At 73.7% G+C, this 26,017-nt stretch carries 25 protein-coding genes and 1 pseudogene; 18 read left to right on the forward strand and 8 right to left on the reverse strand.

The genetic code is table 11. The annotated features are described in order from the left end of the window. The 6 genes and pseudogenes from ACFQW6_RS07620 to ACFQW6_RS07645 form a co-directional block, all read right to left on the reverse strand. Positions 1-445, reverse strand: a pseudogene (locus tag ACFQW6_RS07620) (hypothetical protein); the annotation flags it as partial. A 233-nt stretch (positions 446-678) separates the two neighbouring features. Next, entirely contained in the window at positions 679-1,836 is a 1,158-nt protein-coding gene (locus tag ACFQW6_RS07625) for a MalY/PatB family protein (protein WP_378542927.1), read from the reverse strand. A 7-nt stretch (positions 1,837-1,843) separates the two neighbouring features. Beyond that, the gene (thrS, locus tag ACFQW6_RS07630; RefSeq protein WP_378542929.1) at positions 1,844-3,847 is read right to left on the reverse strand and encodes a threonine--tRNA ligase; all 2,004 of its coding nucleotides are present in this window, start codon (positions 3,845-3,847) and stop codon (positions 1,844-1,846) included. A gap of 105 nt (positions 3,848-3,952) precedes the next feature. Continuing rightward, positions 3,953-4,906, reverse strand: a complete 954-nt coding sequence (locus ACFQW6_RS07635; RefSeq protein WP_378542931.1) for an SDR family NAD(P)-dependent oxidoreductase — start codon at positions 4,904-4,906, stop codon at positions 3,953-3,955. 131 nt (positions 4,907-5,037) lie between these two features. Then, positions 5,038-6,846: an ABC transporter ATP-binding protein gene (locus ACFQW6_RS07640; protein ID WP_378542933.1), complete on the reverse strand. Its 1,809-nt coding sequence runs from the start codon at positions 6,844-6,846 to the stop codon at positions 5,038-5,040. A 34-nt stretch (positions 6,847-6,880) separates the two neighbouring features. Further along, positions 6,881-7,870: a DICT sensory domain-containing protein gene (locus ACFQW6_RS07645; protein WP_378542935.1), complete on the reverse strand. Its 990-nt coding sequence runs from the start codon at positions 7,868-7,870 to the stop codon at positions 6,881-6,883. On the opposite strand from ACFQW6_RS07645, the gene ACFQW6_RS07650 reads away from it, so the two are divergent. The 16 genes from ACFQW6_RS07650 (at position 7,830) to ACFQW6_RS07725 (ending at position 23,583) form a co-directional block, all read left to right on the forward strand. Continuing rightward, positions 7,830-8,870, forward strand: coding sequence for a polyprenyl synthetase family protein (locus ACFQW6_RS07650; protein ID WP_378542937.1), 1,041 nt, complete (start codon positions 7,830-7,832; stop codon positions 8,868-8,870). The genes ACFQW6_RS07645 and ACFQW6_RS07650 overlap by 41 nt on opposite strands. Next, positions 8,867-9,751, forward strand: coding sequence for a phytoene/squalene synthase family protein (locus tag ACFQW6_RS07655; protein ID WP_378542939.1), 885 nt, complete (start codon positions 8,867-8,869; stop codon positions 9,749-9,751). Before ACFQW6_RS07650 ends, ACFQW6_RS07655 begins: the two co-directional genes overlap by 4 nt. After that, on the forward strand, positions 9,748-11,370 hold the full coding sequence (crtI, locus tag ACFQW6_RS07660; RefSeq protein WP_378542941.1) for a phytoene desaturase family protein: 1,623 nt from the start codon (positions 9,748-9,750) through the stop codon (positions 11,368-11,370). Before ACFQW6_RS07655 ends, crtI begins: the two co-directional genes overlap by 4 nt. Positions 11,371-11,377: 7 nt before the next feature. Further along, positions 11,378-11,731 carry a lycopene cyclase domain-containing protein gene (locus tag ACFQW6_RS07665; RefSeq protein ID WP_378542943.1) on the forward strand — a complete coding sequence of 118 codons (354 nt, stop codon included), beginning with the start codon at positions 11,378-11,380 and terminating at the stop codon, positions 11,729-11,731. Positions 11,732-11,738: 7 nt separating this feature from the next. After that, positions 11,739-12,086, forward strand: coding sequence for a lycopene cyclase domain-containing protein (locus ACFQW6_RS07670; RefSeq protein ID WP_378542945.1), 348 nt, complete (start codon positions 11,739-11,741; stop codon positions 12,084-12,086). Then, positions 12,083-13,477, forward strand: coding sequence for a cytochrome P450 (locus tag ACFQW6_RS07675; RefSeq protein ID WP_378542947.1), 1,395 nt, complete (start codon positions 12,083-12,085; stop codon positions 13,475-13,477). The genes ACFQW6_RS07670 and ACFQW6_RS07675 overlap by 4 nt, the downstream gene beginning before the upstream one ends. Continuing rightward, entirely contained in the window at positions 13,474-14,658 is a 1,185-nt protein-coding gene (locus ACFQW6_RS07680) for a glycosyltransferase (RefSeq protein WP_378542949.1), read from the forward strand. The genes ACFQW6_RS07675 and ACFQW6_RS07680 overlap by 4 nt, the downstream gene beginning before the upstream one ends. Continuing rightward, on the forward strand, positions 14,658-15,158 hold the full coding sequence (locus tag ACFQW6_RS07685; protein ID WP_378542950.1) for a hypothetical protein: 501 nt from the start codon (positions 14,658-14,660) through the stop codon (positions 15,156-15,158). Before ACFQW6_RS07680 ends, ACFQW6_RS07685 begins: the two co-directional genes overlap by 1 nt. Then, on the forward strand, positions 15,155-16,024 hold the full coding sequence (locus ACFQW6_RS07690; RefSeq protein WP_378542951.1) for a phosphatase PAP2 family protein: 870 nt from the start codon (positions 15,155-15,157) through the stop codon (positions 16,022-16,024). Before ACFQW6_RS07685 ends, ACFQW6_RS07690 begins: the two co-directional genes overlap by 4 nt. Next, on the forward strand, positions 16,021-16,863 hold the full coding sequence (locus ACFQW6_RS07695; protein ID WP_378542952.1) for a UbiA family prenyltransferase: 843 nt from the start codon (positions 16,021-16,023) through the stop codon (positions 16,861-16,863). Before ACFQW6_RS07690 ends, ACFQW6_RS07695 begins: the two co-directional genes overlap by 4 nt. Continuing rightward, positions 16,860-18,092: a geranylgeranyl reductase family protein gene (locus tag ACFQW6_RS07700; protein ID WP_378542953.1), complete on the forward strand. Its 1,233-nt coding sequence runs from the start codon at positions 16,860-16,862 to the stop codon at positions 18,090-18,092. The genes ACFQW6_RS07695 and ACFQW6_RS07700 overlap by 4 nt, the downstream gene beginning before the upstream one ends. Before the next feature lies 1 nt (position 18,093). Further along, complete coding sequence (locus tag ACFQW6_RS07705) at positions 18,094-19,158, forward strand: type III polyketide synthase (RefSeq protein ID WP_378542954.1); 1,065 nt, start codon at positions 18,094-18,096, stop codon at positions 19,156-19,158. Beyond that, positions 19,155-19,718 carry an isoprenylcysteine carboxyl methyltransferase family protein gene (locus tag ACFQW6_RS07710; RefSeq protein ID WP_378542955.1) on the forward strand — a complete coding sequence of 188 codons (564 nt, stop codon included), beginning with the start codon at positions 19,155-19,157 and terminating at the stop codon, positions 19,716-19,718. Before ACFQW6_RS07705 ends, ACFQW6_RS07710 begins: the two co-directional genes overlap by 4 nt. After that, positions 19,711-20,751 carry an NAD(P)/FAD-dependent oxidoreductase gene (locus tag ACFQW6_RS07715; RefSeq protein ID WP_378542956.1) on the forward strand — a complete coding sequence of 347 codons (1,041 nt, stop codon included), beginning with the start codon at positions 19,711-19,713 and terminating at the stop codon, positions 20,749-20,751. Before ACFQW6_RS07710 ends, ACFQW6_RS07715 begins: the two co-directional genes overlap by 8 nt. Continuing rightward, positions 20,748-21,368, forward strand: a complete 621-nt coding sequence (gene idi, locus ACFQW6_RS07720) for an isopentenyl-diphosphate Delta-isomerase (protein ID WP_378542957.1) — start codon at positions 20,748-20,750, stop codon at positions 21,366-21,368. The genes ACFQW6_RS07715 and idi overlap by 4 nt, the downstream gene beginning before the upstream one ends. Before the next feature lie 115 nt (positions 21,369-21,483). Then, positions 21,484-23,583: a SpoIIE family protein phosphatase gene (locus ACFQW6_RS07725; protein WP_378542958.1), complete on the forward strand. Its 2,100-nt coding sequence runs from the start codon at positions 21,484-21,486 to the stop codon at positions 23,581-23,583. A 25-nt stretch (positions 23,584-23,608) separates the two neighbouring features. Here ACFQW6_RS07725 and ACFQW6_RS07730 read toward each other — a convergent pair whose 3' ends face one another. Then, positions 23,609-23,758, reverse strand: a complete 150-nt coding sequence (locus tag ACFQW6_RS07730) for a hypothetical protein (protein ID WP_378542959.1) — start codon at positions 23,756-23,758, stop codon at positions 23,609-23,611. A 105-nt stretch (positions 23,759-23,863) separates the two neighbouring features. Between ACFQW6_RS07730 and ACFQW6_RS07735 the strand changes: the two genes are divergently transcribed. After that, positions 23,864-24,427, forward strand: coding sequence for a potassium channel family protein (locus tag ACFQW6_RS07735; protein WP_378542960.1), 564 nt, complete (start codon positions 23,864-23,866; stop codon positions 24,425-24,427). 44 nt (positions 24,428-24,471) lie between these two features. On the opposite strand, the gene ACFQW6_RS07740 is transcribed toward ACFQW6_RS07735, so the two are convergent. After that, positions 24,472-24,975 carry a hypothetical protein gene (locus tag ACFQW6_RS07740; protein ID WP_378542961.1) on the reverse strand — a complete coding sequence of 168 codons (504 nt, stop codon included), beginning with the start codon at positions 24,973-24,975 and terminating at the stop codon, positions 24,472-24,474. A 176-nt stretch (positions 24,976-25,151) separates the two neighbouring features. Between ACFQW6_RS07740 and ACFQW6_RS07745 the strand changes: the two genes are divergently transcribed. After that, a complete protein-coding gene (locus ACFQW6_RS07745; RefSeq protein WP_378542962.1) occupies positions 25,152-26,015 on the forward strand; it encodes a class II glutamine amidotransferase in 864 nt (287 codons plus the stop codon). The last annotated feature ends 2 nt before the right edge of the window (positions 26,016-26,017 follow it).

Here is a 26,017-nt window from a genome sequence, read left to right on the forward strand (position 1 = left end):
CTGCCTCGCGGGTGAGTGCCGGGGCCGAGTGGATGGTGACCTCCGCGACCGCGCGGGCCCGCCAGGCCGGCACCCGCCCGCACTGGACCTGCGCCCACAGGCGCGCGAGGCGGTGCCGCAGCTCGAGGGCATGGCCGACGAGCTTCTTCGCCGCCGTCGTCGAGATCCCGAGGACGGTGCCGAGCTCGGCCAGGCAGAACTCCGCCACCAGCGGCGCCCCCTCACCCGCGATGGGCGCCTCGTGCTCACAACCCGGCACCGCGAACGCAGCCGCGTCGTGGATCGACTCCGGCGGGTGCAGGTCGGCCCACCGGGCTGCGACGACGAGCAGCTCTGCGGCAGCGCGGTCCTCGGCTGCCTTCCGGTCGCGCGCCAGTGCGAGCAGGTCAGAGGCGGTGAGGTCGTCGACCCCACCCATCTCTACCTTCGCCACAGCCTCGATCATGTGTTCGATTCTACCGGCGGCCACCGACAGCGGCCATGGCTGTGGACGGTTCCTGGCCACCCTTTCTCAGAGTGGTTTCGTGACGGGACTTCGTCCCTCCTCAACCACCGGCCGCAGGGCGCTGACTTCCACTTTGCTCGTACCTGGCGCCAGTGAACTTCGACCTACGAAGCTGGCCGTTCCTCTCGATCGGCGGTCCAGCCGGAACCCGGCGCGCAGGACGAGGCGGAGGGCTACCTCCAGGCCTTGGCGAGCCGCTCGACGATCTGGGTGAGCCGGTCCGGGGAGGTGGCGATGTTGAGCCGCACGTGGCCGGTGGTGCCGGGTGCGTAGGACTCCCCCGGGCTGACCTGCACGCGACCGCGCTCGAGCGCGACGGCCGCGGCGTCGTCGTGGCCGTAGGCGGAGGCGTCGAGCCAGGCCAGGTAGGTCGCCTCGAGCGGACGCATCCGCGCCTCGGCGAGGTGGGCGGCGAGGAGCTCGCCGAGCAGCGCGCGCTGCTGGTCGAGCCGCTCGACGAGGGACGCGAGCCACGGGTCGCCGAGGTCGTACGCCGCCCGCGCGGCGACGGCGCCGAGCGGGGACCACGAGTCGTTGCGCGACATCGGCTCCGCGTCCAGGCGGGCGCGGGCCGCGGGATCGGGCACCACGAGCTGGGCGCAGCGGAGGCCGGCGGTGTTGAACGCCTTGGACGCGGCCACGACCGCGACCGCGTGGTCGTGCGTGCCGTCGATGGAGAGGTAGGAGACGTGCTCGGCGCCCGGCAGCACGAGCGGCGCGTGGATCTCGTCGCTCACGACACGAGCGCCGTGCCTCACCACCACGTCGCGGATCCCCTCCAGCTCCGCGCGGGTGAACACCCTGCCCCACGGGTTGTGCGGCTGGGTCAGGATCAGCGTCTGTGCCCCGTCGGCGAAGAGGCGGTCGAGCCGGTCGAGGTCCACCTCGGCCCGGTCGGCCGAGGCGGCCACGTCGAGACGGACCTCCTCGCGACCGGTGACGGTGGCGAGGCCGAACTGCGCGTTGTAGCCCGGCGTCGGGAACACCACGCCGCCCGGCCCGCTGAGGACGTCGATCGCCAGCCGGACGCCGGCCGTCACGTCGACCACGGGGCGCACGGCCTCGGGCTCGGGTGCCCAGCCGAAGTGCCGCGCGGACCAGCCGGCGTACGCCTCGGCGAGGCCGGGGTCCCGCTCCTGCGGGTAGCCGGTGACTCCGTCGGCCAGCGCCTGCTGGACCGCCTCCATCACGACCGGGTCGACGGCGTAGTCCATCTCGGCCACCCAGGCGGGCAGGACGTCGCCCGGCACACCCCACTTGAGCGGCAGGGCCCGCCGCGCCTGCTCGTCGGTGAGGTCGACGATCGGGCGGCGGGCGTCGGTGGTCGTCACCCCGACGTCAGACCTGCTCGCGCGAGGCGACCGCGGCGGCCACCCGCTCGATGGCCTCGGCCAGCGGCACCCCGTTGTCCTGGCGGCCGTCGCGGTAGCGGAACGACACAGCGCCCGCCTCCACGTCGGCGTCGCCGGCGATCATCATGAAGGGCACCTTGGCGAGCTGCGCGTTGCGGATCTTCTTCTGCATCCGGTCGTCGGACTCGTCGACCTCGACCCGCAGGCCCTGCGCCTTCATCTGCTTCGCGATGTCGAACAGGTAGTCGTTGTGGCGCTCGGCGATCGGGATGCCCTGGACCTGGACGGGCGCCAGCCAGGGCGGGAACGCGCCGGCGTAGTGCTCCACGAGCACGCCGATGAACCGCTCGATCGAGCCGAACTTGGCGGAGTGGATCATCACCGGCTGCTGGCGGGTGCCGTCGGCGGCGACGTACTCCAGGTTGAACCGGTCGACCGCCGGCTGGTTGAAGTCGTACTGGATCGTCGACATCTGCCAGGTGCGACCGATCGCGTCCTTGGCCTGCACCGAGATCTTCGGGCCGTAGAACGCCGCGCCACCGGGGTCCGGCACGAGGTCGACGCCGAACTTGCGGGCCGCGGTCTCGAGCACGGAGGTCGCGGTCTTCCACTGGTCGTCGGAGCCGATGAACTTGTCGGGCTTGGAGTCGTCACGGGTCGACAGCTCGAAGTAGTAGTCGTCGAGGCCGAAGTCGCGCAGCAGCCCGGTGACGAAGGTCAGGAGGTGCTCGACCTCGGCCGGCGCCTGCTCCGGGGTGACGTAGGAGTGCGAGTCGTCCTGGGTCATCGCGCGCACGCGGGTCAGGCCGTGCACGACGCCGGACTTCTCGTAGCGGTAGACCGACCCGAACTCGAAGAACCGCAGCGGCAGCTCGCGGTAGGAGCGCTGCCGCGAGCGGTAGATGAGGTTGTGCATCGGGCAGTTCATCGCCTTGAGGCGGTACTCGGCGTGCTCCATCTCCATCGGCGGGAACATGGTGTCCGCGTAGTAGGGCAGGTGCCCGGAGGTGTGGAACAGCCCGTCCTTGCTGATGTGGGGGGTGCCGACGTAGTCGAAGCCCTCCTCGAGGTGCCGGCGTCGGACGTAGTCCTCCATCTCCCGCTTGATCACGCCACCCTTGGGGTGGAAGACCGCCATGCCCGACCCGATCTCGTCGGGGAACGAGTAGAGGTCGAGCTCCCGACCGAGCTTGCGGTGGTCGCGCCGCTCGGCCTCCTCGATGCGGTGGAGGTGCTCCTCGAGCGCCTCCTTGGTCTCCCAGGCGGTGCCGTAGATGCGCTGGAGCTGCTTGTTCTTCTCGTCACCGCGCCAGTACGCCGCCGCGCTCCGCATCAGCTTGAAGGCGGGGATCCGCTTGGTGGTCGGCAGGTGCGGGCCGCGGCACAGGTCGGACCACTTGGCCTCGCCATTGCGACCGATGTTGTCGTAGATGGTCAGCTCGCCGGCCCCCACCTCGACGGAGGCGCCCTCCCCGATCGAGTCCGGGTCGGAGGCACCGGCGCCGCCCTTGAGGCCGATCAGCTCGATCTTGTAGGGCTCGTCCTGGAGCTCGGTCAGCGCGTCGGCGTCGGTGGTGACCCGACGCTCGAAGCGCTGGTTCTCCTTGATGATCTTGCGCATCGCGGACTCGATCTTGACCAGGTCCTCGGGGACGAACGGGGTCTCGACGTCGAAGTCGTAGTAGAAGCCGTTCTCCACCGGCGGGCCGATGCCGAGCCTGGCCTCCGGCCAGATCTGCTGGACCGCCTGCGCCATCACGTGCGCGGTGGAGTGGCGCAGGATGTCGCGGCCGTCGGGGCTGTCGATGGCCACGCCCTCGACCTCGTCGCCGTCGGCGAGCTCGTACGCGAGGTCCTTGAGCTGGCCGGCCACGCGGGCGGCGACGACGTCGGCGTCGTCGCGGAACAGCTCCCAGGCCTTGGTGCCCGTCGTGACCGTGGTCTCCGCACGCTGATCGGCGTGGATGCGGACGACCTGGATGTCGGACACGAGGGCTCCTTCAGGGAGGTGTGAGGGGTGGGACGGATGTCCCCGGCGATGCTATCGGCCGGGCACCCAGTGCCTCACCCCGGTTTGTCCGCCCGGCCCCGGCGGTCAACCGCCCTGCACGCGTCGGCGGGCGAGCTCGACGACGTTGGCGCCGATGGCGAGCAGGGCGTTGCCGTGCCCACCCCGCAGGCCGTTGAGCTCCTCGCGCGACTGCAGCACGTTGCCCGGGCTCGGGCTCACCTCCACCGTCTGGTCCTGGGCCGCGAGGGAGAACAGCGGACCGACGAGTCGGTCGTAGGCCCACGGCAGGGCGGTGAAGCCGAACCGGATCACCTCGTTGGCGAGCCCGACCTGCCCACCGCTGCGCCGCCCGTCGGCCACCGCGAGGGCACGGTCGGCGATCCGCTCGGGACTGGTGACGGGGAACGGTGGACGCCCGGCCGCGTCGCCGTACGTCGCTGCCTGCCGGTAGATGGGCGTGTCGACGCCGCCGGGAGCGACGTACTCGATCCGGATGCCGGGGCAGTCGCGGTTGTCGACCTGCAGCTGCCGCACCAGCGCGCGGACACCCCACTTGCTGATGACGTACGCCGCCATGTCGGGGACGGCGACGTGACCGATCACCGAGCCGACCACCACGAGTTTGCCGGCCCCCTGCGTGCGCAGGACCGGCAGCACGTGGCGTGCGAGGTTGACCGACCCGAGAAGGTTCGTGGCCACCACCTGGTCGAACACCTCGGCCGGCACGTCCTCCACCCGGCCATAGGCGACCACTCCCGCGGAGCCGATGACGGTGTCGATCCAGCCGTGACGTTCCATGACGGTGGCGACGGCGGCTCCGACCTCGTCGTCGGCGCTGATGTCGGCCGTCACGACCGTGGTCGAGGCGGCACCCAGCCCGTCGCAGTCACCGGCCACCCGCTCGAGGGCGTCGCGGCCGCGGGCGAGGAGGACGACATGGTCACCGCGGCTCGCGACGCGGCGGGCAGCAGCCTCGCCGATGCCGCTCGAGGCACCGGTGACGAGGACGACGCGTGGCGGTCGATCGTGGGTCGGCATACCCGCCGGTACCCCGAGCGGCCCGGGTCAGACGCCCGCGGCCCCCTGCGGTGGAGAACGGCGTGCCAGCCGAGGGCTTGCGCGGCGGCGACGTTGGCCACCCAAGGGACGCTCGGGATCCCCCGGTCGCCTCACCCGGCGACGGAGTCCTGCTCCTGTGCCTGGCCCGTCTGGACACGCCAGAGGGCTGCGTAGGACCCGCCCCGCTCGATCAGCTCGTCGTGCGTCCCGGACTCGACGACCCGGCCCGCGTCGAGGACCCAGATGCGGTGGGCGTGCCGCACGGTCGAGAGGCGGTGGGCCACGACGATTGCCGTGCGCTGGGCGGTGGCCCGGCGCAGCGAGCGCTGGATCGCGGCCTCGGTCTCGTTGTCGACGGCGCTGGTCGCCTCGTCGAGCACCAGCACCGCGGGGTCGCGCAGGAGTGCGCGGGCCAGGGCGAGCCGCTGCCGCTGGCCACCGGACAGGGTCACCCCCCGCTCGCCCACCCAGGTGTCCAGGCCGTCGGGCATCGCCTCGATGAAGTCGAGCGCCGCGGCAGCCTCGGCGGCGTCCCGCACCTGCTCGCGCGTGGCGTCGGGTCGGCCGTAGGCGATGTTGTCGGCCACGGAGCCGGCGAACATGAAGACGTCCTGGGCGACGTAGCCGAGCGAGCCGCGCAGCGAGTCCCAGTCGAGGCCTCGCACGTCCTGCCCGTCGAAGAGCACCGATCCCTCCCGGGGATCGTCGAAGCGCAGCACCAGACGCAGCAGCGACGACTTCCCCGAGCCGGTGGAGCCGACGATCGCGTGAGTCTCGCCCGCCGGCACGAGGAGGTCGATACCGTGCAGGACGTCGGGCCCGTCGGCGTACCCGGCGCGCACGCCGCGCAGCTCGACGCGGCCGGCGACCGGGCGCTCGAGCGCCGTGACGCCGGCCGGGACGGTCACCGGCACCTGGAGCAGGCCCAGGATGCGGGCGGCCGACGCGCGACCGCGCTGGTACAGGTCGAGGACCTCGGCGACCTCGGTCAACGGCCAGAGCAGGCGCTGCGTCATGAAGACGAGGACGGAGTAGAGGCCGACCTCGAGGTCGCCGCGCAGCGTCGCCCAGCCGCCGAGCAGCAGCGTGCAGGTGAAGCCGGCCAGGATCGCCATCCTCACCAGCGGCACGAACGCGGCCGAGGAGCGGATCGCGTCGGTGTTGGCCCGCCGGTAGGCCAGGGAGACGGCCGCCACGCGGTCGCGCTCCCGATCCTCGGCGGTGAACGCCTTGATGGTCGCGATGCCGGAGATGTTGGAGGAGAGCGTGCTGGAGAGGTCGGCGACGGCGGCCCGGACCCGGTCGTAGAGCGGCTCGAGGCGACGCTGGAAGACGAGCGACCCGATGACGATCAGTGGGATCGGCAGGAAGGCGAAGACCAGCAGCTGGCCCGACGCGGCCGCGAAGACGGCCCCCACGAGCAGCACGTTGAGCGCCGTCTGCAGGATCGCCGGCGCGCCGACGTCGAGGAAGCGCTCGAGCTGGTTCACGTCGTCGTTCAGGGTGGCGAGCGTCGAGCCCGCCGGACGGCTTTCGTGCCAGTCGAGGTCGAGGTGCTGGACGTGGTCGTACGCCTCCACGCGCAGGTCGTGCTCGACCCCCTGGGCGAGGCCGCGCCACAGGACGCTGGCGACGTACTCGCTCACCGACTCCACGAGCCACACCACGGCGTTGATGACGGCCAGCCAGCCGAGCTGCGCGAAGCGCGACTCGACGCCCAGCACCTCCCCGACGAATGACGCGTCGCCGCGCACCACGACGTCGACGGCCGCACCGATGAGGAGCTCGGGCACGACGTCAGCCACCTTGTTGACCGTCGAGGCAGCGACGGCGCCGACGAACCGCGCCCGGTAGGCCCCGTAGCGCCGCCAGAGGGCTCTCAGCGGCTGGACGGCGTCGGGGCTGGAGGGCTCGGGCACGCGCACAGGTTAGGTGCGCCTAACTGCTGAACCCTCATCGGGCGGCGTCGATGTAGGCGACCATCCGGTCGAAGAGCAGCGTGGCCCGGTAGAGGTCCTCGGAGGCCCCGGGCGGGTCCGGTTGGGCCGGGACGTCGGCGAGACGCCAGTCCGGCCGCAGCTCGTCGGTCAGCGCGCCGGCGATCGTGCTGGCGTCACGGACCACCTGGGGGTCGACCGACCAGACGGCCTCGAACGTGCGCTCGCGCCCACCGTCGGCGCCCGGGCCGGGGCGCTCGACCGCCACCAGGCAGGCCGGCAGGTCCGCTGCGTCGCACACGACCAGCCACTCGCGGTTGAGCGGCGACTCGGGCGGGACGGCGACCTCCACCGGGACCCCGCGCGTCGGCGGGGCGGGGTCGGCCCCGAGGGGGAAGTCCGCGAGCACGACTGCGGACCGCGCCGTGCGGGCGAGCTCGCGCCAGCGGTCGTAGGACGCGCGGAGGAACCGCTCGCGCTGGAACCCCCCGAAGAGGACCGGGTCGGCGGCGCGCGCCGCGCACTCGTCCTCGATCGCGTGGCTCATCGACACCAGCGTGCCTCGGGACAGCACCTGCGGTCGGAGCAAGGGGTACATCCGGCGAAGGTCTGCGAAGACGGAGCCCGACCGGACCTGCGGGACGTCGGCGCGGTGGACGGAGGCGGCCAGCGAGAGGCCCCCGCGGCGGCGCGCCAGCACGTCCAGGACGGCCTCGACGTCGGCCTCGCTGTAGCGGCGGTGACCCCCGGGCTGCCGACGCGGCACCGGAAACCCGTAGCGCCTCTCCCAGCTGCGCAGCGTCGAAATGGGTACTCCGGTCCTGTGCGCCAGATCACCGATCGTCAGAGATGCGCGATCATGGGTGTCCAATCCTTGTCCACTCCTTCGCACTGTGCCTAGATTTAGTTGGAAGTGTTGCATAGGTTTGGCAACCAAGGAACGGTCGAGCTGCGGGAGGCACCAGATGATCGGCACCGCTACGGATGCGGCACTGGCACGGGTCATGGACGGCGGTCGACGGCGCGCGGCCGCGATCGACGCCCACCACGCACTCCTGTGGGAGGCGCTCTGCGCCGCCACCGAGGGCGGGAAGCGGTTCCGGCCGGCGCTGGTGGTCGCCACCCACGACGCGCTGGGTGGTGGCGCGTCCGACGCAGCGGCCGAGGTGGGTGCGGCGGTCGAGCTGCTCCACACCGCGTTCGTCATCCACGACGACGTCATCGACGACGACCACGTGCGTCGCGGACGGCCCAACGTCAGCGGCACGTTCCGTGCCCTCGCCGGGATCGACGGGGCCGACCCCGAGGTCGCGGCGGGCTACGGGCTCACCGCCGCGATCCTGGCCGGCGACCTCGCCCTCGCTGCCGCGGTCCGCACCGTCGCGCTGAGCGGCGCTCCCGCGCCGGTCGTCGAGCGGCTGCTCGACCTCTTCGACACCGCGCTGCACCGCACGTCCTCCGGCGAGCTCGCCGACGTCCGCCACTCCCTCGACCTCGCCCCCGCCACCCTCGCGCAGAGCCTGGAGATGGAGGCGCAGAAGACCAGCGCCTACTCCTTCGCCCTGCCGTTGCAGGCGGGTGCGGTGCTGGCCGGCGCCGACGCCGGGACGACCAGCCGGCTCGGTGACGTGGGCCGCGCGATGGGGATCGCGTTCCAGCTCGCCGACGACCTCATCGGCGTCTTCGGCGACCCGGCCCGTTCGGGCAAGAGCGCCACCTGCGACCTGCGCACCCGCAAGCAGACGCCGCTCCTCGTCCACGCCCGTACGACGTCGGCGTGGCCGCAGATCAGCGGCTACGTCGGCCGCGAGCTCAGCGACGCCGAGCTCGACGAGGCCCGCTCGCTCCTCGTGGCCTCCGGCTCGCGCCGCTTCGTGGAGGACCTCGCCCAGCAGCACCTCGCCCAGGCGCGCACCGTGCTCGACGGACTCGGCGTCCCGGTCGACCTGATCGACGGCGTGGCCCGCCCAGCCGTGCTGGCCGACGGCAGCGAGGTCGCGGCATGACGCTCTTCGTGGGCCGCAGCGCCCCCCGCAGCCTCTACGACTCCGTGTCCGAGGCGAGCTCGGCCGTGGTGATCCGCGAGTACTCCAGCTCGTTCGGCCTGGCCTCGCGCCTGCTGGGCGGGCCGGTGCGCACCCAGGTCCGCAACATCTACGCGCTCGTGCGGGTCGCCGACGAGATCGTCGACAACCCCGACCCGACCCTCGACCGGTCCGCGCGCGCCACCATGCTCGACTGGCTCGAGGGCGACGTCGCCCACGCGATGCGCACCGGCTACAGCGGCAATCTGGTGGTGCACGCCTTCGCGCGCACGGCCATCGCCGTCGGGATCGAGCCGGAGATCGTCTCGCCGTTCTTCACCTCGATGCGCACCGACCTCGACACCCGTTCCCACACCCCGGAGAGCTTCGAGCGCTACGTCTACGGCTCGGCCGAGGTCGTCGGGCTGATGTGCCTGCGCGCCTTCCTGGCCGCGCCCGACGGGCCGCCCGACCAGGAGGCGCAGTACGAGCGGCTCGCGCCGGGCGCACGGAGCCTGGGGGCGGCCTTCCAGAAGCTCAACTTCGTGCGCGACCTGTCCGACGACCACGACCTGCTGCGCCGTGACTACTTCCCCGGACTGGACGTCGAGCAGTTCTGCGAGGCCGACCGCGACCGCATCCTCGACGACGTCGACGAGGACCTGCGGGCGGCTGCGGCAGTCGTGCCCGACCTGCCCCCGAGCAGCCGCCGCGCGGTCCGCGCGGCCCACGCGACCTTCGCCGAGCTGGCCCAGCGGCTGCGCGCCGCCTCGCCCGACGAGATCCGGCACACCCGCGTCCGGGTCCCCACCCCGGTCAAGCTGCGCCTCGCCGCGAGCTCGCTGCGCGGAGGACGCTCGTGACGCTGCGCCTGCCCGAACGCCTCAGCCGGATCACCGCGACGCCCCGCCGCGCCGGTGACGGTTCGCCGCGGCGCGTCGTCGTCGTCGGTGGCGGCATCGCGGGCCTGGCCACCGCAGCGCTCCTCGCCTCCCGCGGCCACTCGGTCGACCTCCTCGAGAAGAACGACGACCTCGGCGGCCGAGTCGGCAGCGTCGAGCGCGACGGCTTCCGGTTCGACACGGGCGCCTCGTGGTACCTCATGCCCGAGGTCTTCGAGCACTTCTTCTCCCTCCTCGGCACCAGCGCCGAGGCCGAGCTCGACCTGACCGTGCTCGACCCGAGCTACCGCGTCTTCTTCGAGGGCCACTCCGAGCCGGTGGACCTGCGACCCGACCGGGCCCACAACCGGGCCCTGTTCGAGCGGCTCGAGCCGGGGGCGGGTGACCGCTTCGACGCCTACCTCCGCTCCGCGGAGGACACCTACGACATGGCTCTGCGCCGCTTCCTCTACACGAGCTTCGACTCACCGACGGCCTTCGTGCACCCCGACGTCGTACGCCGGACGCCTGCGCTCGGCCGGCTGCTGACGCGGTCGCTGGAGAGCCACGTCGCCGGCTCGTTCACCGACAACAGGCTGCGCCAGGTGCTCGGCTACCCCGCCGTCTTCCTGGGCTCCTCCCCCAGCCGCACGCCGAGCCTGTACCACCTGATGAGCCGGCTCGACCTCGGCGACCGGGTGCTCTACCCCCAGGGCGGCTTCAGCCAGCTGATCCGGGTCATCGCCGACCTCGCGGAGAAGCACGGCGCGCGGCTGCACACCGGTGCGGCCGTCACCCGGATCCTCACCTCCGACACGGCCGGCGGACGACCTGTTGTCACCGGTGTCGAGCACGAGACACCGGACGGCCCCCGCGCCCTCGACGCCGACGTCGTCGTCGGGGCCGCCGACCTGCACCACCTCGAGACGGCGCTGCTGCCCACCGGGCTGCAGACGCACCCCGAGGCGGCATGGCGCGACCGCTCCCCCGGCCCCGGTGCCGTGCTCGCGATGCTGGGCGTCGAGGGGCGGCTGCCGGAGCTGCCGCACCACTCGCTGTTCTTCACCCGCGACTGGGGGCAGAACTTCGGTGACATCTTCGGCAAGGATGCACGGGTGCCCGACCCCGCCTCGATCTACGTCTGCAAGCCCTCCGAGACCGACCCCACCGTCGCCCCCGAGGGGTGCGAGAACCTGTTCGTGCTCGTCCCCGTGCCGGCCGACACGACCATCGGCAGCGGCGGCGACGACGGAGGCGGGTCCGAGACTGTCGAGCGCACGGCCGACGCGGCCGTCGACCAGATCGCGTCGTGGGCCGGCGTCCCCGACCTGCGCAAGCGGATCCGGGTGCGGCACACGGTCGGCCCGGAGGACTTCGCCACCCGCTACCACGCGTGGCGGGGTGGCGCCCTCGGACTGGAGCACACCCTGCGCCAGAGCGCCTTCATGCGCCCGGGCAACGTGTCCGCCAAGGTGGACGGCCTGCTCTACGCCGGGGCGAGCACCGTCCCCGGCGTCGGCCTGCCGATGTGCCTGATCAGCGCCGAGCTCGTGCTGAAGCGCCTCAGCGGCGACCGCTCCAGCCTGCCGGTGCAGGCATGAGCGCCCCATGAGCCTTCCCCACTGGGCGTACGTCGCCATGCTGGCGTTCTGCGTCGCCGGGACGCTGCCCCTGGTGCCCGCCTTCCGGCTGCAGGTGCTCAAGCAGCCCGGACGCCTGCTCCTCACCATCGTCGCCGCCGGGACGCCGTTCCTGCTGTGGGACCTCTGGGCCACGCACGTCGGGCACTGGTGGTTCGACGAGGACCAGACGCTGCCGTGGCGCGTCGCGGGCCTGCCGCTCGAGGAGATCGGCTTCTTCGTGGTCATCCCGCTCGTGTCGGTGCTGACGCTCGAGGGCGTGCGCGCGGCCCGGCGCGGCGTACGACCCGGGGCGCCGCGGTCCCGCGAGGAAGCGAGGTGAGCGCCCCGTGACCTACACCGCCATCGCCCTCCTCTGCGTGCCGCTGGCCGTCGTGCTGGACCGCTGGGTCGTCCGCACGCGGCTGACCTCGACCCGCGACTGGTGGGCCGCCTACGCGATCATCGTGTTCTTCCAGCTCCTCACCAACGGCTGGCTGACCGGCCGCGGCATCGTGCGCTACTCCGGTGACGCGATCATCGGCAGCGGGCGGATCACGGTCCTCGGCGACGGCCGCCTGTTCTACGCACCGATCGAGGACCTGATGTTCGGCTTCGGGCTGGTGCTGTGGAGCTGCACCGCCTGGACGTGGCTGGGTCGCCGACGCGACCGGGCCGTCGACGAGGCGCTCCGATGAGCGTCGCGACACGCCTGCAGGCGATGCAGCCGACCGACGTCGGGGTGCCGGGACCGACGTCGTGGGACATGGCCCGCGCCTTCCGGTCGATCCGCGCCGACCCGCTCTCGTTCCTCGTCGAGGTGTCCCAGCACCACGGCGACACCGTCTCCTTCCCGGTGCCCGGCGCTCCGGCGCTGCTGCTCAACGACCCGGCCGACGTTAGGCACGTGCTCCAGACCTCGGCGCGCAGCTGGGGCAAGGACACCGTCCAGTACGCCGCCCTGGCGCGCGTCACCGGTCCCGGCCTGCTCGCCTCGGCCGAGCCGAGCTGGATCGACCACCGGCGGCTCGCCGCACCAGCCTTCCACCACCAGCGGCTGGAGGCGGTGGGTGACGAGGTGCGCGCCGCCGCCCGCACCGCCATCGCAGCACGCCTGGGCGGACCGCACGCCGCCGCGGTCGCGGACGGAGCCGTCGTCGACGTCGCCGCACTCACCCACACCATCGGCCTCGACGCGGTCGGCCGCGCGCTCTTCAGCACCGACCTCTCCGACCAGGCCCACGACCTGCTGGCGGCCACGAGCGAGGCCGCCGACCTCGTGGTGCGGCTCGGCCGCTCGATCCTCCCCCGCGCCGAGTGGACCCCCACCCGCACGAACCTCCGGCTGCGCTCCGCCCGCCGCCGTCTCGACGCCGGCGCCGCCGCGATCATCGCCGAGCGGCGGGCCCGCAACGCGCGCGCCGATGGCACGCCGCACCACGGCGACGACCTCCTCGGGCTGCTGCTCGACAGCGGCATGGGCGACATCGAGGTCCGCGACGAGCTCGTCACCATGGTGATCGCCGGCCACGAGACCGTGGCGGCCGCGCTCGCCTGGACCCTCATGCTGCTGGCGGAGCACCCGGAGGCGCAGGAGCGCGTGCGCTCCGAGCTCGACGCCCATCCCGGGCCGGTCCCGCTCGTGGGGCACCGCGACCGCCTGCCGTGGACCCGCGCGGTCGTCGACGAGGCACTGCGCCTCTACCCACCGGCCTGGGCCATCTCCCGCCGCTCGCACCGCGACGACGAGGTCGGCGGGCGCCAGGTCCCGGCCGGCACGCTCGCCATCATCAGCCCCTGGCTGGTCCACCGGCGTCCCGACCTCTGGCCCGAGCCCGAGGCCTTCCGTCCCGAGCGCTTCCTCGACGGCACCGCCCGCACGGGCTACCTCCCGTTCGGGCAGGGACCGCGGCTGTGCATCGGGCGGGAGTTCGCGCTCGGCGAGATGGTCGTCGTCCTCGCCGAGCTCCTGCGCGAGCACCGCATCGACGTGCCGGGCGGCTGGACCCGGCCGGTGGCGGAGGCCAAGGTCGCGGTCCACCCCCGCGGCGGCATGCCGCTCGTCGTACGACGGACGGGCACGCCGTGACGACCGCCCTCCTCGTCGACGTCGCGCTCGCGGTGCTGCTCCTCGGAGCGGCGGTGTGGGCGCAGCGGCTGGTGGCCGACCTCCGCACCTTGCCGCGAGCCGACGCCGCGACGGGTGCGACGACGGTCCCGGTGTCGGTGGTGGTCCCGGCACGAGACGAGGAGCAGACGCTGCCCGCGCTGCTGCGGTCGGTGGCCGAGCAGCTGCCGGAGGTCCGCGAGGTGGTCGTGGTGGACGACGCGTCGCGCGACGGGACCGCCGCCGTGGCACGCGCGGCCCGCGCCCGTGTCCTGCCGGCCGGCACGCCGCCGCCCGGGTGGACCGGCAAGGCGTGGGCCTGCCACACCGGCGCCGCGGCGACGACGGGCGACCTCGTGCTCTTCCTCGACGCCGACACCGTCCTCCGACCGGGCGCCCTGGCCCGCCTGCTCGCCGCCCACGCCCGGCACGGCGGGCTCGTGTCCGTGCAGCCGCACCACGACGTCGTACGCCCCTACGAGCAGCTGTCGGCCTATTTCAACGTGGTCGCGCTGATGGCCAGCGCAGCCTTCACCCGGCGCGATCGGGACGCCGCGAGCCCGGCGCCGATGGCGTTCGGGCCGTGCCTGCTGACCTCCCGCGAGGACTACGTGCACGCGGGCGGGCACGAGGCGGTCCGCGCCGACATCCTCGACGACGCCGCGCTCGCCGCGGCCTACCACCGGGCAGGGCTGCCCGTCTGGTGCGCGGTCGGGGGTGACGCGGTGCGGATGCGCAGCTATCCCGGCGGCCTGGGCCAGCTCGTGGCCGGGTGGACCAAGAACATCGCCTCCGGGGCAGCGGACGCGGCGCCGTCGGCGACCGCCGCCACTGTCGCGTGGATCAGCGCCCACCACGCCGTCGCCGTCGGCGCCGTCCTGTCCCTCCTCGTCGCGCTCACCGGACGGGGCGGGGCGCTGGTCGCCGGCAGCCCCCTGCTCTGGGCGGTGGCGTACGTCGCCGCGGCGCTGCAGCTGCGCTGGGTGCTGCACCGCGCCGGCTCGTTCAGGTGGTGGGCGTGGGCGTTGTTCCCCGTGCCCCTGCTGGCCTTCGACCTCGTCTTCGCGCGCTCGCTGGCCCTCACCGCCGTCCGCCGCTCGGTGTCGTGGCGCGGCCGCGACGTCTCCCTCGCCGACAACCGGTCCGGGGAGGAGGTGGCCTGATGCTCCGACTCGTCATGCCGCAGACCGTCACGATCGTGGTCGACGTCGTCGCGTGGGGCGTCTTCCACGCCGCCACGGGCTACGCCGCCCACCGGCTGGGCGACGAGCGGTTGTCGCGCGACGGCTGGGGGCTGCGGGAGCGGCCCTTCGAGGACCGCGGCCGCTGGTACCGCCGACGGCTGCGCATCCACCGCTGGAAGGACCGGTTGCCCGAGGCGGGCGCCCTGTTCGAGGGCGGCGTCAGCAAGCGCGAGCTGCCCGCGCTCGATGCCGAGGGCCTCGAGCTCTTCGTGCGCGAGACCCGCCGTGCCGAGCTGGGGCACTGGTGGGCGCTGTGGTGCAGCCCGCTCTTCGTCCTCTGGAACCCACCCCTGGCCGCCTTCCTGCTCGGAGCCTACGGCGTGCTGGTGAACCTGCCGTTCATCGCGATCCAGCGCTACAACCGCTTCCGGACCGAGGCCCTGCTCGAGCGCGTCTCACGCCGGCGGAGAACGACATGACCAGCTCCGCGACCGCACGGTCCCGATCCGGCGCCGCCACGGCGACGCCGGAGGGCGAGGTCGCGGCCGCCGCGGACACCCGCCACGGCCCGATCGCCCAGCTGCTGATCGCGTGGTCGCCGCTCAGCGCGATCCTGGTGGCCTACTGGCTGGCGCAGTGGATCACCGCCCCGCTCGGGGTGGGCGACGCCGCCGACACCAACCGCCTCGGCGCGAGCCTGCACGTGCTGGGACCGGCGCGCGCCGACGAGGCGCTGGTGGGGACGGTGCCCAGCGTCTGGCTGCAGGCCCGCCTCGTCGACGGCTCCCCACACTGGTACGACGTCGTGGCCGCGCTCGTCTACGTCACCCACTTCGTCACCATCCCGCTCATCACCGCGGTCGTGTGGTTCCGCCTGCGCCCCCGGTTCGGGCAGTGGCTCACCGCGGTGCTCGCGATGTCGCTGGTCGGCATCGCCGGCTACCTCGCCTACCCGGCGGCGCCACCCTGGCTGGCCGCCCAGCGCGGCGACATCGGCGCGCTCGACCGCATCTCCCACCTCGGCTGGGAGGTCCTCGGGCTCGACGCGGTCGGCCGGCTCGTGCAGCTCGGCCAGTCGGGCAGCAACCCCGTGGCCGCAATGCCGTCGCTCCACGCCGGTGCCGCGCTGCTGACGGCGCTGTTCCTGTGGCCGTCGGTGTCGCTGGTCGGGCGCGTGCTGCTCGCGGCGTACGCCCTGGCGATGGCGCTGACCCTCGTCTACACCGGCGAGCACTACGTCGTCGACGTGCTCGCCGGCTGGCTCGTCGCGGCCGTCGGCATCGGCATCTCGCTCCTGGTGGGGCGACTCGCCCGGGCTCCGGAGCCGGCGGGAGGACCGACATGAGCACCCGGCCCGTGACCGGCGGCGTCTCCGCCGGGAGCTCGCCGGGCCCGTCGCGCGCGCGGGTGCTCGTCGGCGCCGCGCACGCCGGGCCCGCCCTGGCGGTCACCGTCCTGGCCGGGCTGCTGTCCGTCGCGCAGGGGCTGGACCCGACCACGACCGCCGTGCTGGTCGCGGCCGTCCTCGCCGGCCAGCTGTCGATCGGATGGAGCAACGACCTCGTCGACCGCTCCCGCGACCGGGCGGCGGGGCGACGGGACAAGCCGCTCGCCAGCGGCAACGGCTCGGTCGCCCTCGTCCGGGGGGCGTGCGGAGTCGCCGTCGTCGCGTGCCTCGTCCTCTCGTTCGCCCTCGGACCGGCCGCCGGGCTCGTGCACGTGGTGTGTGTCGCCTCCGCGTGGGCCTACAACCTCGGGCTCAAGGCCACGGTGTGGTCGTGGGCGCCCTACGCCGTGTCGTTCGGTGGGCTCACCGCGGTGGTCACCCTCGCCGACGGTGAGGCACCGCCCTGGTGGTGGCCGGTCGGTGCCGCTCTCCTCGGCGTGGGCGCCCACCTCCTCAACGTGCTGCCGGACCTGGCGGACGACGCCGCCACGGGCGTGCGCGGGCTCCCCCACCGCCTCGGCCCGCGGCGCATCGCTCCTGTCGCCGCCGTCGTCCTCGTCGCGGCGTCCGCCGTGGTCCTCGTCGGCGCCGCCCCGCCGCTGGCCGCGACCGTCGCGGTCGCAGTCCTCGTGCTGGCACTGGCCGTCGTGGTCGTCGCGGGCACCGGACGGCTGCCCTTCGTCGCAGCGGTCGGCATCGCCCTGGTCGACGCCCTGCTCCTGGTGGTGGCGCGATGAGCCCCGGCACCGCCACCGAGCACTGGGACCTCGTCGTCGTCGGCGCCGGTCCTGCCGGCTCCGCCACCGCGCTGGGCGCGCTGGCCGAGGACCCCAGCCTCCGCGTCCTGCTCCTCGACCGCAGCGAGTTCCCGCGGGACAAGTCCTGCGGCGACGGCATCGCCCCCCACGTGCTCGACGCCCTCGCGCCGGTCGGTGCGGCCGACGTGGTCGACGGCTGGGCGCCGCTGCGCGACCTCGAGCTGGCCCACGGCGGTGTGTCCGTCGCGGGCCCGATGCGTCGCGAGGTGCACGTGGTGCCGCGCCGCGTGCTCGACGCCCGGCTGGTCGAGCGGGCGGTGGCCGCCGGGGCGGTGCTGCGCACGCACCGCGCCACCTCGCTGACGCGCACCGGCACGCCCCTGGAGTCGGGGGTGGTGCTGGGAGTCGGGTCGGGCGAGGTGTCCGCCGACGTCGTGGTGGGCGCCGACGGAGCGCACTCGTTCGTCCGGACGGCACTGCTGGGCAAGCGCCGCGAGCCGCGAGCCATCGCGATCCGCGGCTACGCGCCGACGACGCCCGAGATGGCCGGGCGGCAGGTCATCCGCTACGGCGACCGCCGCCAGCCGTCCTACGCGTGGGCCTTCGACCGTGGCGACGGGCTGGCCAACGTCGGCTACGGCGAGCTGCTGCCGGGTGAGCGTCACGGCGGTGCGCCGAGCCGCCGGCTGCTCCTCGACCAGCTCGAGCTGCTCGTGCCGGGAGCCGCCAGCACCGGCGACGACTGGCGCGGCCACCACCTCCCGCTGAGCAGCTGGCGGTGGGACCAGCCCGACGGCCCGGTCCTGCTGGTCGGCGACGCCGCCGGACTGGTCAACCCGATGACCGGTGAGGGGATCTACTACGCCGTCGCCACCGGCATCGCCGCGGGCCGCACCGCGGCGCGGGCGGTGCGTGCCGGTCGGCCCGCGGGGGCCGGCGCCGAGCACCGACGCGTCGTACGCACCCTGCTGGGCTCCCACCTGCGGCACACCTGGACGGCCTCGCGGCTGGCGCAGTCGCCCCGCATCGTCGACGCCGGGATCCGCGCTGCCGCCCGCGACCGCCACGCCTTCGACGCGCTCGTCGAGCTCGGCCTCGGCGACGGCCGCATCGACGCCCGACTCGCCGGCGGGCTGCTGCGCAGCCTCGCCCGTCCTACCCGACCCGCCCCCGACCCCCCAACGACCCCCACACCCCGAGGTGGCTGACATGAGGATCCTCTCCGTACGAGGCGCACTGCCGCCCCACTCGCACCCGCAGGCCGAGATCACCGAGGCCTTCGGGGAGTTCATCTCCGAGCGCAGCCTCGACCGGTCGCTGCTGCGCCGCTTCCACGCCAACGCGGGGGTCGAGCGACGCCACACGGTCCTCCCGCTCGACCAGTACGCCGGGCTCGGCGACTTCGGGCACGCCAACGACCTCTTCATCGAGCACGCCGTCGAGCTGGGCTCCCGCGCGCTCGTCGACGCGCTCAAGGCCGCCGACCTGACGCCGTCCGACGTCGACCTCGTGGTGACCGCGACGGTGACGGGCCTCGCCGTGCCGTCCCTCGACGCGCGCATCGCGGCCCAGGTCGGCCTGCGGGAGGACGTGCGCCGGATGCCGCTCGTCGGACTGGGGTGCGTGGCCGGAGCCGCCGGCATCGCCCGCGTCCACGACTACCTCCTCGGCCATCCCGACCACACCGCGGTGCTGATCGCCGTGGAGCTGTGCTCGCTGACCGTGCAGCGCGACGACGCCTCGGTGCCCAACCTCGTGGCGAGCGGGCTCTTCGGTGACGGGGCGGCGGCCGTCGTCGCGGTCGGGCCGTCCGCCCGGACCGGTCGACCGGGCCCGGTCGAGGTCCTCGACTCGCGAAGCCGGCTCTACCCCGACAGCGAGCGCACCATGGGCTTCGACGTCACCGGCAACGGCCTGCGCATCGTGCTAGACGCGGAGGTGCCCGCCCTCGTCGGCCGCTTCGTGCGCGGCGACGTCGACGCGTTCCTCGCCGACCACGGGCTCACCCGCGCCGACATCGGGTGGTGGGTCTGCCACCCCGGCGGACCCAAGGTGATCGAGGCCCTCGAGGAGGCCCTGGAGGTGCCCCGTGACGCCGTCCGGCTGACCTGGGAGTCGCTGGCCCGGGTGGGCAACCTCTCCTCGGTGTCGGTGCTCCACGTCCTGGAGGACACGCTGCGCGACCGTCCACCCGCCCCCGGCAGCCACGGCGTCCTGATGGCGATGGGACCCGGCTTCTGCTCCGAGCTCGTGCTGCTGAGGGCCACGTCGTGACCGGGCTCGTCGCGTTCACCGTCCTGGTGGCGCTCGTCGGCCTCGAGCGGGTCGCCGAGCTCGTCGTCTCGACCCGCAACGCCCGCTGGAGCCGCGAGCGCGGCGGCGTCGAGTACGGTCTCGGCCACTTCCCGTTCATGGTCGTCCTGCACATCGCGCTGCTGGTCGGCGCGCTGGCGGAGGCGTGGATCCGGCAGCCGCAGGTGCCGTCCCTGCTCGCGTGGTCGATGCTCGCGCTCGTCGTCGCGTCCCAGGCCCTGCGCTGGTGGTGCATCGTCACCCTCGGCCGGCGCTGGAACACGCGCGTGATCATCGTGCCGGGGATGGCGCCGGTGACGTCGGGGCCCTACCGGTTCCTCCGCCACCCCAACTACGTCGCCGTCGTGGTCGAGGGGATCGCCCTGCCGCTGGTGCACGCCGCCTGGATCACCGCCCTGGTCTTCACCGTCCTCAACGCCGCGCTGCTCGTCGTACGCATCCGCGTGGAGGACGCGGCCCTCGCCACCCTGCCGCGCGCCGACGCGACCACCGAGCCGCGGACGGAGGCCGCCGGTGCATGACCTCGTGGTGGCCGGCGGCGGTCCGGTGGGCCTCGCCGCGGCGCTGCACGCCCACCGCGCCGGGCTCTCCGTCGTCGTGCGCGAGCCCCGCACCGGGCCGATAGACAAGGCGTGCGGCGAGGGGCTGATGCCCGGCGCCGTCGCCGAGCTGGCCGCCCTCGACGTCCACCCGCACGGCCGCGAGCTGACCGGGATCCGCTACCTCGACGGCAGCGCCGACGGTCCCGCGGCGACGGCGAGGTTCACCCGCGGACCCGGACGGGGCGTGCGCCGCACCGTGCTCCACGACGCGCTGGCCGAGCGGGTCTCCGCCGCCGGCATCGCCGTCGACCCCCGCCCCGTGGCCCGCGTCGACGACGCCGGCGACCACCTGCTCGTCGACGGCGAGCCGGCCCGGCACCTCGTCGCCGCCGACGGCCTGCACTCCCCCGTGCGCCGCCTCGTCGGGCTCGACGTGCCCGTCACCGGTCGGCGCCGCTTCGGGCTGCGCTGCCACGTGCAGCAGGCACCGTGGTCGTCGTACGTCGAGGTGCACTGGTCGCCGCGCGCCGAGGCCTACGTGACACCGGTCGACGACGACCTCGTCGGCGTGGCCGTCCTCGGTGCGGCCGGGTCGCGCTTCGAGGAGCTCATCGACGACTTCCCGCTGCTCCAGCAGCGGCTCACCGGTCCGCGCACGCGGGTGATGGGCGCGGGACCGTTGCGCCAGCGCGCCCGCTCGCGCTCGGCGGGACGGGTCCTCCTCGTCGGCGACGCCGGGGGGTACGTCGACGCCCTGACCGGCGAGGGCCTCGCCCTCGGCCTGGCCCAGGCGCGCGTCGCCGTCGCGTGCATCGCCGACGGTCGCACCGACCGCTACGACCGGCTGGCCGGTCGGCTGGGGCTGCGCCACGAGCTCCTGACGCACGCCCTGCTGCGGGCCACCGCCCACGCCGCCGTCCGCCGGCGTCTCGTCCCGGCAGCGTCCCGGCTGCCGTGGCTCTTCGACACCGCCGTCAACCAGCTAGCCCGACCCGTGGGGAGGCCCGCATGACCACGACCGACACCAGCACCACGACCGACACCGCCACGCCCGAGCTGGTGGTGCTGCTCGACGAGGACGGACAGGCCGTCGGCACGGCCGACAAGGCCGGCGTCCACGACGCCGACACCCCGCTGCACCTCGCCTTCTCGTGCTACCTCTTCGACGACGCGGGCAACGTGCTGGTGACCCAGCGGGCGCTGCACAAGCGCACGTTCCCCGGCGTGTGGACCAACAGCTGCTGCGGCCACCCCGCGCCCGGCGAGCGGCTCGAGGACGCCGTGCGCCGCCGCGTCGAGCAGGAGCTCGGCACCACCGTGACCGACCTGCGGCTCGTGCTGCCCCGCTTCCGCTACCGCGCCGAGCAGGACGGCGTCGTGGAGAACGAGATGTGCCCGGTCTTCGTCGGCTCCACCTCCGGGACGGTCTCCGCCGACCCCGACGAGGTCGGCGACGCCCGGTGGGAGGCGTGGCTGCCGTTCCGCGCCGCCGTGCTCGACGGCAGCCGCGCGGTGTCCGCGTGGTGCCGCGAGCAGGTCGCCCAGCTGCCGGCCGACCCGCTGTCAGCGGCGGCTGCGGACGTCCTGGACCTCCCGCCCGCTGCGCAGGTCGTCCACCGAACGCCCTGAGGTTGCGCCGTTCGGCGGCGCCGCACCCGCGCGTGTGACACCCTGAGCCTGTGCCTCGAGGACCGTGGGCCACCGACCTCGCACGAGCCGGCTCGGGCTGGCATGAGAAGGACCTGTGACCGACGACGACGCCCCGCCGCCGACCTCGCGGTCCGTCCTCGACGCGGAGAGCGACCGCCTCGCCTGGCGCCTCGCGGTCGACGCAGCCGGCGTCGGTGCCTTCGTCTGGGACCTGGTGACCGGCGACCTCCGGTGGGACGAGCGGCTCCACGAGCTGTTCGGCCTCGACGAGGAGAGCTTCGGCGGGACGATCGAGGCCTTCAACCGCTGCGTGCACCCCGACGACGTGGGCCGCGTCTCGGACGCCCTCCAGCGTGCCATCGCCACGTGCGGTGACTACGAGTCGGAGTACCGGGTGGTCCTGCCCGACGGGACCCTGCGGTGGATCGAGGCTCGCGGCCACGCCTTCGCCGACCACCCCGACGGCCCGCCCGTCCGCCTGGTCGGGGCGGCGTACAACACCACCGAGGTGCGCGAGGGCGAGGCCCGTGTCGGCCGCGTCCTCGAGTCGATGTCGTCGGCGTTCTTCCAGCTCGATCGCAGCTGGCGCTTCGCCTACGTCAACTCCGAGGCCGAGCGGCTGCTGGGCGCGACGCGCGTCCACCTGATCGGCGCCAGCATCTGGGAGTCCTTCCCCTCGGCCGTGGGCAGCTCCTTCGAGGAGCACTACCGGGCCGCCGTGGAGTCGGGCGAGCCGGTGACCTTCGAGGCCTGGTACCCGCCACCGCTGGACGCCTGGTACGAGGTGCGCGCCTGGCCCTCCCCCGAGGGCCTGGCTGTCTACTTCGTCGACATCACCGCCCGCCGCGACGCGCAGGAGGCGCTGGACCGCTCCGCACACCGCCTCGCGCTGCTGGCGTCGGTGTCGGAGGCCCTCACCGCGACCCTCGACCCCACCGAGGGCGTCAGCCGGCTGGCCACCCGCCTGGTGCCCGAGCTCGCCGACTGGTGCCTGGTGACCCTCGTCGACGACCCCCACGCCGCCGACTGGCGGCGCGGGCTGCGCGACGTCGGCTGGTCGCACCGCGACCCCGCCATGGAGGAGGTCCTGCGCGACTACGCCGCCCGACGGCTGCGCGCGATGACCGACCGCTCCTACCTCGCCCAGGCGATCCGCGAGATGACGCCGGTGCTGATGGAGTCCTCCGCGTCGGAGGCAGTGGCGGCGGTGCTCGAGCCCGGCGCGGCGCGCGACCTGCTGCGCCGTCTGGCGCCCTTCTCGGCCGCGGTCGTCCCGCTGAGGGCCCGCGGCCGGACGGTCGGCGTCGTCAGCGTCTTCCGCGACATCCACCGCACCCCGTTCACCACCGACGACGTGTCCCTCCTCGAGGACATCGGCGCCCGCGCTGCCCTTGCGCTCGACAACGCCCGCCTCTACGAGTCGCAGCGCGACGTCTCCGAGGCCCTGCAGCGCAGCATGCTCACCGCACCGCCGCAGCGCCGCGGACTCCAGGTCGCGACCCGCTACACCCCCGCCGGCGAGGCGGCACGCATCGGCGGGGACTGGTACGACGCCTTCCTGCAGGGCGACGCCACAGCCCCGACCCCCGACATCGTGGTCGTCGTCGGCGACGTCGTCGGCCACGACGTGGAGGCGGCCGCCGCGATGGGGCAGGTGCGGGGCCTGCTGCGCGGTATCGCCGTGCACAGCGGTGACGCGCCCGCCGCGATCCTGTCCGGCCTCGACACGGTCATGCAGTCGCTGCAGCTCGAGACCACCGCCACCGCGGTCGTGGCCCGCTTCGAGCAGGTCACCCCAGCCGGCAACGGCGCCGCCCAGGTCCTGCTGCGCTGGTCCCACGCGGGGCACCCACCCGCGCTGCTCGTCGACCACCACGGGATCGTGACCCGGCTCGCCGACGCCGACGCCAACGACCTGCTGCTCGGCTTCGACCCCGCAGCCGCCCGCCACGAAGGCGTGGTGGCGCTGCAGGCCGGCGCGACCCTCGTGCTCTACACCGACGGGCTCGTCGAGCGCCGTGACCGCGACATCGAGGACGGCATCGAGGCGCTGGAGCGGCTCCTCGCCGAGGTGGCTCCCGGGACGACCGACCTCGACCATCTCTGCGACCGGCTGCTGGGTGCCATGGCGAGCGAGGAGCAGGAGGACGACGTCGCCCTGCTCGTCGTCCGGTGGGCTCCCGACACCGCCTGACCCGCGCCCGTACCCGGCTGCAGGATCAGGTGTTGTAGCGCAGCAGGCTGATCACGACGAAGATCGCCGCGATCAGCAGCAGCAGGCCGATCACGGCCAGGACGGGCGTGACCTTGGGGCGCGGTCCGGGCGCGTTCAGGGGCTGGTTGGTGGTCGGGCGGTCGCGATCGTCCATGCCCCGCCGTACCCCGCGGGCGGACGGCCCATGCCGCTCGCTCCGCCGCTCATCACCCGCGTCGGGGGAGGCGGGCCCGGGGAGGGATGCCGGAAGGTGCGCAGCATGAGCCAGCCCTGGGTCGCGGCTCCCCGACGCGAGGTCTGGGCGCACGGACTCTTCGTGGTGGCCAGGGTCGTGCTGACCGTGTCGCTGCTCTGCGCGACGTACTTCCTGATCCCGACGAGGCGCCCGGGGAGCGGCTTCGGGGTGTGGTGGCTGGTCCTGCAGCTCTGCGTCTTCGTCGCCATCGTCGGCGCCCAGGTGCCGGCCATCATCCGGTCGAGGTACCCCGTCCTGCGGGCGATCGAGGCCCTCGCCGTGCTGGTCACCGTGTACCTGCTGATCTTCGCCCGGATCTACGTGGCGAACTCGCAGAACGACCCCGCCGGCTTCTCCAGCCCCCTCGACCACGTCACGGCTCTGTACTTCACCGTCACCGTCTTCGCCACGGTCGGGTTCGGGGACGTGGTCGCGCTGACCGACAGCATGAAGCTGCTGGTGACCGGGCAGATGCTGCTCAACCTGATGGTGCTCGGGCTGGGGATCAGGCTGCTCACCTCGGCGGCGCGGCGCGGCATCGCCCGTCGCGGGGGCGAGACCGACGTCGGGCAACCGGACCGACTCTGAGACGCACGTCCGGGCGGTGTGACGTCGCTGTCTGCTCCGGGTGATCAGTGCAGGAACACCTTGCCCAGCACCGCGAGGATGCCCAGCGAGGCTGCCCCCGCCGACTCGAGCAGGAGCCACCAGCCCCGGATCTCGGCCCGGTGGGCGCCGAGGTAGCCGATCAGGGCGAGGAACGCCACCGAGAACCACAGCGCCCAGTAGGCCGCACCGCTCGCGGACATCCCCAGCAGGTCGAGCAGGAGGTAGACGACGACGGCGGGCACGGCACCGACGAGGATGAAGACCTCCTTGGCCGCCGCGTGGGGGGTGCGGCGGTAGAGCGGCCGGCGGTCACCGTGGAAGAGCATCTCCTGGGTCTCGGTGTACACATGGGCCAGCCAGTAGACAGCGACGACGGCACCGACGCTCAGCGCGACCCGCTGGACGTGCGAGATGTTCGCACTCACCGCGGCCAGCGATGCGGCCGTGACCACGGCCCCGTACACGATGGCGCCGGGATCGCGGCGTGCCAGCGTGTCCGCGGCCCTGCGGCGGTGACTCTCACTCACGCGTCGATCCTCCCGTCGGGTCGCGGCCAGGGCCGGGCCCGGGTCGACACGCACCATCGTCCGGCCAGACGCTACGGCCCCGCCCCCGGCTCGGACCTCACCTTGCGCGGGTGAGCCGCCGAGCCCCTCCCGCGCGTGGAATGGACCGGCCGACCCGTGAACGAAAGGAAGTCGCCATGTGTCGATGGCTCGCCTACTCGGGTTCGCCGGTGCTCCTCCAGGACCTGCTCTTCGCCCCGGAGAACTCGCTCGTGGTGCAGAGCCTGCACTCGCGGCTCGGTGTCGAGGCCGTCAACGGCGACGGCTTCGGAGTGGGCTGGTACGGCGCCGGGGAGGAGCCCGGGATCTACCACAGTACCGAGCCCGCCTGGAGCGACCGCAACCTGCGCGAGATCTCGGGCCACGCGTCCGCGGGTCGGGTGTTCGCGCACATCCGGGCCACCACCGGCACGCCCGTGCAGCAGACCAACTGCCACCCCTTCCGGCACGGGCGCTGGCTCTGGATGCACAACGGCGCGATCGCGGACTTCGCCTCGGTCAAGCGCGACCTGACGCTGGAGGTGGAGCCCGCGCTGTTCCCCCACATCGAGGGATCGACGGACTCGGAGCTCTTCTTCTTCCTCGCCCTCACCTACGGGCTGGCGCAGGACCCGCCCGGCGCGGTGGCCCGGGCGGTCGGCTGCATCGAGGAGACGGGACGACGGCACGGCGTCGAGCACCCGATCCAGATGACGGTCGGCACCACCGACGGCGAGACCACGTGGGCGTTCCGCTACTCCAGCGAGGGCACGTCCCGGTCGCTGTTCCACAACACCGACGTCAGCGCCCTCCGGCTCCAGCATCCCGACAACCCCACCCTCCAGCACCTGTCCGACGACGCACGCCTCGTCGTGTCCGAGCCCCTGGGCAGCCTGAAGGGCGCCTGGCGGGAGGTGCCGGAGTCGACCTGCCTCGTCATGCAGGGTGGACGGGAGCAGCTGCACCCCTTCTCGCCGTCCCCCGCCGCGTCGTCGGCGGGCTCCGCTGCCGCGGCCCGGTGAGG

This window comes from Nocardioides sp. GCM10028917, assembly GCF_042666175.1.
GTDB lineage: Bacteria > Actinomycetota > Actinomycetes > Propionibacteriales > Nocardioidaceae > Nocardioides.